We start from the raw sequence: 9,273 nt of genomic DNA, 5'->3' as shown, positions 1-9,273 counted from the left end.
TCCCACCTCGGGCGCGTGCTCCTTCCATCCCCGCACAGACGCTCGCCGCCCAGCCAGGGCGCTGGCTGTGGACGTGCCGGGAGGGCTTCGAAGCCCACCTGTTCGAGGAGCTGGTGTGGGCTCACGCCAACCCCCGCATCCTGGGCCCCGCCCTGGTGGAGTCCGAGCACCGGCCGGAAGTGCCCCCCGCCTTCGGCCGGGCGGCCGAGCGGGTCATCGCCACCTGGGCCCCCGCGGCTGGGGAGCAGGTCCCCGTGGAGGACATCGTGGACGCCCTCTCCGAGCTGCCCACCCGCGTTCCCTGGCTCCTGCGCGCCTTCACGCCGGACAGCGAGCGCGGCAATACGCAGGCCGGACGCGCGGAGGCGCTGGAAGCCGCGGTGCGCGCGGCCATCCACCCCAACCGCCTGCTGGAGGACGACAACCGGGCGCGCGAGTCCGGCGCCCTGCTGGTGGGCCTGTGCGTGGCGCCGGACGGCGTGCTCATCCTGGGCGCGGTGAGTGCCCGCGAGGCGCTATCGCTCGCTCCGGGCGGCCGGCGGCGGATGAAGCGCGCGGGCGAGTCCCCCTCCCGCGCGGCGATGAAGCTGGAGGAGGCCCTGGACGGCCTGCCGGATGAGCCGGGACGCGGCGATGTCTGCGTGGACCTGGGCGCGGCGCCGGGCGGCTGGACGCAGCGGCTGGTGGCGCGCGGGGCGCGGGTGGTGGCGGTGGACCCGGCGAAGCTGATGCCGGAGCTCACGAAGAACCCCCGCGTGCAGCACGTCCAGGAGAGCGCCTTCGCCTATGCCCCGGAGGAGCCCGCGGACTGGCTCTTCTGCGACATGGCGTGGCGGCCGCTGGAGGTGGCGCAGCTGTTGGCCAAGTGGGGGCGCCGCCGCTGGGCGCGCAACCTGGTGGCCAACATCAAGCTGCCCATGAAGGACAAGAACCCGCTGCTCCTGCGCGTGAAGCAGATCCTCGTGGACGACGGGGGCTGGGAGGGCCTCACCGTCCGCCAGCTCTACCATGACCGGGACGAGGTGACGGTGACGGCGCGACGCATGCGCTGAAAGCAGCCTGCGCCCGGGTGCCGTCCGCGCTACACACCCGGGCACGATGCCCTATTCCATCGACGATTCCACCGCCACCGCGCTCGTCGCACTCCACCCCCGGGCCGCCCGGCCCGGGCACGCGCAGGAGGCGCCCCAGGCGGCCGCCCTGGAACTCATCGCCACCGAGCAGCGCCGGCGCGGCCAGCCCGACGCCACCGGGGCGCTGCACGTGCTGGCGCTGACGCAGGGGACGCTCCTCAAGGAGCAGTTTGACCTGTCCACGCACGCCCACCATGACGGCTGGACCGTGGGCGCGGTGATGGTGGACGTGAAGGAGATGATCCACTTCAACGCCCGCTTCGGCTTCCCGGCGGGGGACGCGCTGCTCAAGGCGCTCGTCGCGTCGCTCGCGGCGCAGTACCCGGGCGCGCGCATCGTGCGCTTCCAGCCGGACGGCTTCGCGGTGCTGCTCGTGCCCACGTCCCAGCTCACCGTGCGCGAGGACAGCGCGGACACCACGCGGGCGCGGCTGACGGAGGACCTGCGCCCCACCCTGCCCCCGGGCGCGGCGGCCACCGACGTGCCGGGCTTCACCGTGGCGCTGCTGGAGCTGACGGTGCACCAGCCGTCCCACTGGCAGGTGCTGGGGCCGCTCCTGTGGGCGGAGGTGGAGCGGGCCTACATCATGGAGCGCACCGGGCGGACGCACGGCCTGCAGCGCCGGCACCTTCGCCTGGATGCGTTCCTTCCGGAGCCGGAAGGAACCTGAAGCGTCGGAGGAAGCTTCGGGGCGGATCGACGGGGCTCGCTGCTGGGAGCCCCGGACCGCGCGCCCTGGAATCGCCTCGGGCTACTCCTCGAGGATGAACTTGCGCGGGTTCTGCGGCACGCCGTTCACGCGCACCTCATAGTGCAGGTGCGGACCGGTGGAGCGGCCCGTGTTGCCCACCGCCGCCACGGGGACGCCGCGCTTCACGCGGTCGCCGGCCTTCACGAGAATCTTGGACAGGTGGCCGTAGCGCGTCTTGATGCCGTAGCCGTGGTCGATGACGAGCACGTTGCCGTACCCGCCCTCCAGGCCCGCGAACACCACCGTGCCGTCCGACGGCGCGGTGACTTCCTTGCCGTGGGGCGCCGCGATGTCCAGGCCCGCGTGCGTCACCCGGTCCGCCGTGTACGGGTCCAGGCGCTGCCCGAAGTCGCTGGTCACCCAGCCGCGCGCCGGCCACACCGACGGCGTGGAGGCCAAGAGCGACTTCTGGTCCTGGAAGTAGGCCTGCAGGTCCTGGAGGCTCAGCTCCTGGCGGGTGGCCTCCGCGGACAGCCGGTCCAGGCGGCCCAGCAGCACCTTGGGCGTCTCCGTGGTGGTCAGCTGCGTGAACTGGGTGTCCGTCGCGGGCGCCATGGTGCCGGCTTCCGGCTCCGTGGGGCCCATGGCCAGGTTGCGCTGCGGGTCCGACAACAGCGTCACCGCGCGCAGCTTCTGGTCGAAGCGCTCCACCCGGTCCAGCGTGGAGCCAATGTGCTCGATGCGCTCACGCACCGACTTGAGCTGGGAGCGCAGCGTGAGGTTCTCCTCACGCAGGATGCGGTTCTCCGAGGCGTCGGCGGCGACCTGCAGGTAGTGGATGCTCGCACCCGCGCCCAGTCCCGCCACCAGCATCAGGCCCATGCCCACCTGCACCAGCCAGGAGCGCTGGATGGTGTAGCGCTTCACCGGAGCGTCGTGGTCCGGGATGACCATCAGCGTGAAGGACTTTTTGGCCACGGACCACTCCTGGAGAAACCCTGCTCTTACGTGGGACTTCCGGCGGCAGAACCTAAGTCGCTCCGCGCGCTCGCAACACCTCCCCCGCCAACCGCCCCCCACACACCGTCACCCACTGGCGATTTGCCGTGGGTGGAAAGGTTGGGGCAGCTATCATCCGTCTTTGAAGAGTGTCAAGGTCAACAGAGGCCGGGCGCGCCCCACCGCACCCGGGTCGAGGGCGGACTTCAGCCGCCCATGCGCACGACAATGACGCTGATGTTGTCGTCGCCGCCGCGCTCATTGGCCAGGTCGATGAGGTGCTTGGGCACCTCCTCGAAGCTGCCGGCACGGGCCACGGCGTCGTGGATCTCCCGGTCCTCCAGCATGTTGGCCAGACCGTCGGAGCAGAGCAGGAACACGTCGCCGGGCTCGGACACGAGCCCCATGACGTCCACCTGCACCTCCTCCTCGAAGCCAACGGAGCGGGTGATGATGTTCTTGTAGCGGGAGTGCTTCGCCTCCTCGGGGGTGATCATCCCGGCCTTGATCTGCTCGTTGACCAGGGAATGGTCCTCGCTGATCTGCTGGATGAGGTCGCCGCGGATGAGGTACGCGCGACTGTCGCCCACATGGGCGAAGAAGGCGTGCTCGTCGCGGACCACCAGGGAGATGACGGTCGTTCCCATGCCAGAGAGCCGCGCGTCGTCCTGGGCGGTGAGGTAGATGGCCTGACAGGCCTTCTCCACCGCGGAACGAAGCGCCTCTGGAATGGGCGACTCCTGGAGGTTGGGAACACTGACGAAGGGGTTGTCTCGCCCTTCGCGCGCGCGCCTCAACTCCTTGTCGATGGTCTCGACGGCGATGCGCGACGCGGTACCACCACCCGCGTGCCCACCCATTCCGTCCGCCACGACGTAGAGCTGGAGCTCATCGTCAATGAGGAAACTGTCCTCGTTGTGATTGCGCTTGCGCCCGACGTCCGTCAGGCCAGCGGAGATGACTTTATGGCGGGGGGCCGCGGTCTGCCCTGCGGTGCTGGACACGCGCCGGATGCTATGTGAGCCCCAATGAGGGGGCAAGGACGCGGACGAAAACTCACGGTGCGTCATGCCCTCCCCCCTGGGTCACCCCTACCTTCGAGGCCCGGTTTCAGGCCGTCCGCCGCAGCCGACCCCGGGGGCTGGTGCCCTCCGGACCCGATTCCCGGCGCGCCCGGGGGGAGCGGTGGGCCGAACGGACCAGGGCTTCGGCCGCGCCCAGCGCCTCGCGCGTCACCTCCACGCCGGACATCATCCGCGCCAGCTCCTGCGTGCGCTCGGCGCCCGCCGCCAGGGGGAGCACCTGGGACACGGTGCGCTCGCCCCGGACGCTCTTGCGGATGAGCAGGTGCGCGTCCGCGTAGGCCGCCACCTGGGGCAGGTGCGTGATGCACAGCACCTGCCGGTGGGAGCTGACCTCGCGAATCATCCGCCCCACCACGTCCGCGATGGCGCCGCTCACGCCCGCGTCCGCCTCATCCAGCACGTAGCAGCCGCACGCGTCACTGTCCGCCAGTGCACGTTTGAGGGCCAGGAGCAGCCGGCTCGCCTCGCCGCCCGAGGCCACCTTGGCCAGCGCGCGCGCGGGTTCCCCCGGGTTGGCGCTGAAGAAGAACTCCACCTCGTCCAGGCCATCCGGACGCAGCGTCTCCCCGGCCGTCACCCGCACCTCGAAGGCGGCCTTGCCCATGGCCAGCCCGCCCAGGCCCTCCCGCACCTGCTGGGAGAAGGCCCCGGCGCTCGCCTTGCGCGCCTTGGACAGGGACAGCGCCGCCTTGCGCGCCCGCTCCTCCACGCGCTTCTTCTCCTGGTTCAGCTCCTCCAGGATTTCGCGCCGGTTCTCCAGCGTGCCCAGTTCGGTCTCCAGCTCGCCGCGCTTCAGGAGGACGCCGTCCAGCGTCACGCCGTGCTTGCGGCACAGCCGCTTGAGCGCGTCCAGCCGCTCCTCCACCTCGCCCAGCCGCCCGGGGTCGGACTCCAGCCCCTCCACATAGCGGTTGAGCCGGCGCGCGGCCTCCTCCAGCTCCGACAGCGCGGTGCTGAGCGACAGCGCCACCGGCGCGAGGGACGCGTCGCACTTGACGCCCTCGTGCACGAGCCCCAGCGCCCGCCCGACGATCTCCACCGCCGAGGGCGCCTCGCCCGCGACCAGCAGCTCCGCTTCCGCGCCGTGGCGCTTGAGCTTCTGCGCGCTGCCCAGCCGCCGGCGCTCCGCGTCCAGCTTCACGTCCTCGCCGGACTCCGGATCCAGGCGCGTGATTTCATCCAGTTGGAAGCGCAGGAACTCCGCGCGCTCGCGCACCTTGGCGTCGTCGCCGCCGAGCGCGTCCATGCGGGATTCCACCTCGCGCAGGTTCGCCCACTCGCGGCCGTACGCGGCCAGCGCGTCCTCCAGGCGCCCGTACTTGTCGAGCAGCACCCGGTGCAGCCCGGAGTCGAAGAGGCTCACGTGCTCATGCTGGCCGGCGATGTCCACCGCGCCCCGGGTGAGCTTCCCCAGGACCCCCAGCGTCACCAGCGCGCCGTTGACGTAGACCTTGCCGCGCCCGGTGCGCCCCAACACCCGGCGCACCAGCACCTCGTCTCCCAGGTCGGGGAGGCCCAGTTCCTCCAGTCTCGAGGCCAGCACCGGTGTCCGGGCGAACACGCCCTCCACCGCCGCGTCCTCGCAGCCCGCTCGGATGACGTCCGCATCCGCCCTGCCCCCGAGCAACAGACCCAACGCGTCCACCAAGATGGACTTGCCAGCCCCTGTCTCACCCGTGAGGACGGTAAGGCCGGCGCCAAACGCCACCTCCACCTCCTCAATCACCGCTACGTTCGAAATCCGAAGTCCCAGCAGCACGCGCGCCCTCCGCGGTCCGTACGTCGCCCCAACACCTGAACACCCTAGCAGGTCTCGATGACACTGCACAGGTGTTCGGGTCGGGTGCACGCAGGCAGAGCGGGTGGGAGGGCGGGCCCGTTGGGACCACAACCTTTCCACCCGCTCCTGGGGCCCATCAGATTTCGGTGAACAGCTCCTGGATGTCCTGCTCCGTGAGCGTGCGGCCCATGTCGTCACCGTCCGTGCCGAGCACGCCGGCGGCGAGCTCCCGCTTGCGACGCTGGAGGCTGAGGATCTTCTCCTCCACCGTGCCGCGGGTGATCAGCTTGTAGCTGATGACCGCGCGCGTCTGCCCGATGCGGTGCGTACGGTCCGTGGCCTGATCCTCCACGGCCGGGTTCCACCACGGGTCGAAGTGGATGACGTAGTCGGCCGCGGTGAGGTTCAAGCCGGTGCCGCCCGCCTTGAGGCTGATGAAGAACAGCGGCGGCCCGTCCGGACGGTTGTACTCGTCCACCTTGCCCATGCGGTCCTTGGTGCGACCGTCCAGGTACAGGTAGGTCATCCCCTTCTTGTCGGCCTCCTGCTTCAAGAGCTCCAGCATCTCCGTGAACTGGCTGAAGACGAGCGCGCGGTGGCCCTCCGCGATGAGGTCCTCCACGAGCTGCATGAAGCGCTCGAGCTTCGCGCTGGACGGCAACAGCGTGCCGGGCGGCATCTTGAGCAGGCGCGGATCGCAGCACACCTGCCGCAGGCGCATCAGCGCGGCGAGGATGGACACGCGGCTGCGCTTGAAGCCCACCTTCTCGATGGAGTCGTTCACCTTGCGGCGGCTCTCCTCCAGCACCTCGCGGTAGAGCGCGGCCTGGCCGGGCTCCATCTCGCACCACGCGACGCTCTCCGTCTTCGGCGGCAGATCCTTGGCCACCTCCGTCTTGAGCCGGCGCATGATGAAGGGCTGGATGCGCCGTCGCAGCCGGTCCTTCGCGGTGGCGTCGTTGGCCACCTGGATGGGCTGCTCGTAGCGGTCGCTGAAGCCTTCCGCGCTGCCCAGGAAGCCGGGCATCAGGAAGTCGAAGATGCTCCAGAGCTCCGACAGCCGGTTCTCCAGCGGCGTACCGGTGAGCGCCAGGCGCGTCTCGCTGGGCAGCGACTTGCACGCCTGCGCGGTGGCGCTGTCCGCGTTCTTGATGTTCTGCGCTTCGTCCAGGATGACGTAGCGGAAGCCCACCTGGGACAGCTGCTCCAGGTCGCGGCGCACCAGCGCGTACGACGTGAGCACCAGGTCCATGCCCTTCAGGTCCTCGGCCCGTTCACGCCGGTCCTGTCCGTGCCACACCATGGCCTTGAGGCCCGGGGTGAAACGCTCCGCCTCGCGCTCCCAGTTGGCGAGCACGCTCGTGGGCGCGACCACCAGCGACGGCTTGTGGCCCTCTTCGTTGGCCACCTTCTGCATCAGGCTCAGGGACTGGATGGTCTTTCCCAGACCCATGTCGTCCGCGAGGATGCCGGACAGCCCGTGCCGGCGCAGGAACCAGAGCCAGGAGAGGCCTGACTCCTGGTAGTGGCGCAGCGTGGCCTGGAGTCCCTCCGGCGCGGCCACCTTCGGCACGCCCGACGTCTCACGCAGCGCGAGCATCGCCTGCCGCGCCTTGGCCTCCACCTCGGTGAACTCGCCCAGGTCCGCGAGCAGATCCAACGCCACCGCCTGATGCAGCGGCAGCCGCGTGCGCGTGCGGCCCGGCATGGCGCCGGCCTCCTCCAGGAGGTCCGCCACGCGCTTGATCTCCGCGGTGTCCGCTTCCGCGAAGGAGCCATCCTTGAGGGGCACGAACTTGCGCCCCGAGTCCAGCCACATGCGGATGGCGCCCAGGTCCACGGCCTGATCGTCGGTGACGAACTCCGCGTCCAGGTCGAACCACTGCACGCCGCTCATGCCCACGCGGATGCGCGGCTTGAGCTTCGGACGCAGCCGCACCTTGGGGGCGGTGACGCCGTAGCGCTCCCACTCCTCCGGCAGGCTCGCCAGGCCCCGCGCCCAGAACTCCAGGGCCGCGTCGCCCGTCGCCTCGAAGGCCAGGGTGGGCACGTCGAAGCGCATCCCCTGGTCCATCAGCAGCTTGCCCGCGGCGCGCTCCACCTCGTCGCGGCGGCGGTACAGCTTGCGGGCGTCCTCGCCGACGCCGCTGGCGTAGCCCAGGTGGGTCGCGTTGGGCGACACCGCCACCGTCGTCTGGCCGTAGCGCGCGGCCAGCTGCACCTTCACGCGCTCGGCGGCGCCTTCCAGCGTGAGCACGAAGCGCGGCTCCACCGCCTCGTCGACCTCGATGTCGTCCGCCTTCAGCGACATGCGGAAGCGCGGCAGGTGCGCGGCGAAGAACGTCAGCACCCGGTCCAGCTGTCCGGCCGGGAAGGCCATGGACGGCTCCAGGAGCCACTTGCGCAACAGGCGCGGCGGGAAGTCCGGCTCCACCGGGTGGAGGTTCTGCGCCTGGATGACCCAGGTGCGCCGCCCCGCCAGCACGATGACGTCCTTGAGCGGCAGGCCCACGCCGTCCGGGAACAGCAGCTCAATCTGCGCGGTGGCGCCGTCCGGACGCGACTCCAGGTGGATCTGCGGACGCACGGGCGCGTCCATGTAGACGAGCGGCGTGCCCCGGTAGATGACCCGGCGCTGGCGCAAGAGCTCCAGCACTTCGACCAGGTCCTCGTCGGACAGCACGATGCGCGAGTCGTAGCGCTGCTCGTGGCGCGCGAGCACCATGAAGATGCGCTCGTCCGGGGGCGCGATGCGGCTGCCCGTCTGGAGCAGGCGCTTCACGTGGACGGGCCCCTTGGTCTGCGCGTCCTGGCGGCGCACGTCCACCACCCAGTGACGGCCGGTGGAGCCACCGGTGCTCGTGTTGGCGGGGGTCAGCCGGTAGAGGAACTCGTAGTCCGGCAGCGACGACAGGCCCAGCCAGCTCTCCACCTTCGCGAGCGCGGGCAGGGTGACGCCTTCCATCCCCGGCGCGTCGCTGGGGATTTCGACCTCGTCGTCCGCGGGCATCCCGTCGTCCTCCGGCATCGGAGGGGGCGGCGGAGGCGGCGCGGCCTTCTGCGGCGGCGGAGGCGGACGGAAACGCGCGGCGTAGATGAGCGCCACGGCGACGACGTGTTCGCAGTGCGGGCCGGTGGTGTTCCACACCGGGCAGGTGCAGGAAGAAACGACCTTCCCCTCTGCCGGCATCAGGACCACGTCATAGCGCTCGCCCGTCGGAGCCGCGACCTGCGCGCGGATGCGTTCGGGCTCACGTGTCAGGCCGAATACGCGGCGGCCCTCGGCCACCTCTCGACCTTTCTTGAACGTGGGGGGCTGGACCTCGGCCTTGAGGGCGCGAAGCCACAGTCCGTCTTGCGGGGAGAGAGGGTCTCGGGTGTCGGCGGTGGTTTGCACGGCTTGCAATGCCCCAGACTCCTTGGCCTTGGTCGGGGGGAACCGCCTCGCTTAACACAGCGAAGGCTTCCCCGCGCGCGGGAAAAAATATGGCGTCCGCCGGTGGATGACGTCCCCCCGAGCGAAGCTGTGAGATCATCAACGTCCGCCATGCCCTGGTCCCGTCCCCGACCGCCCGCCTTCCGGCC

At 70.6% G+C, this 9,273-nt stretch carries 6 protein-coding genes; 2 read left to right on the top strand and 4 right to left on the bottom strand.

All coding sequences use genetic code 11. The annotated features are described in order from the left end of the window. Nucleotides 1–26: 26 nt before the first annotated feature. Together rlmM and D7X74_RS35335 are read left to right on the top strand one after the other, a co-directional pair. Nucleotides 27–1,052, top strand: a complete 1,026-nt coding sequence (rlmM, locus tag D7X74_RS35340; protein WP_120537400.1) for a 23S rRNA (cytidine(2498)-2'-O)-methyltransferase RlmM — start codon at nucleotides 27–29, stop codon at nucleotides 1,050–1,052. Between the two features lie 46 nt (nucleotides 1,053–1,098). Beyond that, entirely contained in the window at nucleotides 1,099–1,803 is a 705-nt protein-coding gene (locus tag D7X74_RS35335) for a diguanylate cyclase domain-containing protein (protein WP_120537398.1), read from the top strand. 81 nt (nucleotides 1,804–1,884) lie between these two features. Here D7X74_RS35335 and D7X74_RS35330 read toward each other — a convergent pair whose 3' ends face one another. The 4 genes from D7X74_RS35330 to D7X74_RS35315 all read right to left on the bottom strand — a co-directional run bounded on the left by D7X74_RS35330 (nucleotide 1,885) and on the right by D7X74_RS35315 (nucleotide 9,094). Beyond that, nucleotides 1,885–2,802, bottom strand: a complete 918-nt coding sequence (locus tag D7X74_RS35330; RefSeq protein ID WP_120537397.1) for a M23 family metallopeptidase — start codon at nucleotides 2,800–2,802, stop codon at nucleotides 1,885–1,887. Nucleotides 2,803–3,029: 227 nt separating this feature from the next. Then, nucleotides 3,030–3,827 carry a Stp1/IreP family PP2C-type Ser/Thr phosphatase gene (locus D7X74_RS35325; RefSeq protein WP_120537396.1) on the bottom strand — a complete coding sequence of 266 codons (798 nt, stop codon included), beginning with the start codon at nucleotides 3,825–3,827 and terminating at the stop codon, nucleotides 3,030–3,032. 106 nt (nucleotides 3,828–3,933) lie between these two features. Beyond that, entirely contained in the window at nucleotides 3,934–5,667 is a 1,734-nt protein-coding gene (gene recN / locus D7X74_RS35320; RefSeq protein WP_120537395.1) for a DNA repair protein RecN, read from the bottom strand. Nucleotides 5,668–5,824: 157 nt separating this feature from the next. Beyond that, nucleotides 5,825–9,094, bottom strand: coding sequence for an SNF2-related protein (locus D7X74_RS35315; RefSeq protein WP_233596037.1), 3,270 nt, complete (start codon nucleotides 9,092–9,094; stop codon nucleotides 5,825–5,827). Between the last annotated feature and the right edge of the window lie 179 nt (nucleotides 9,095–9,273).

Source organism: Corallococcus sp. CA047B, from assembly GCF_003612065.1.
Classification (GTDB): domain Bacteria; phylum Myxococcota; class Myxococcia; order Myxococcales; family Myxococcaceae; genus Corallococcus; species Corallococcus praedator.
This window is presented reverse-complemented; position numbering and strand designations above follow the sequence as displayed.

Excerpts from the sequence above, each read along its gene's own strand:
- D7X74_RS35335 (WP_120537398.1), top strand. The coding sequence starts at position 1,099 with ATGCCCTATTCCATCGACGATTCCACCGCCACCGCGCTCGTCGCACTC.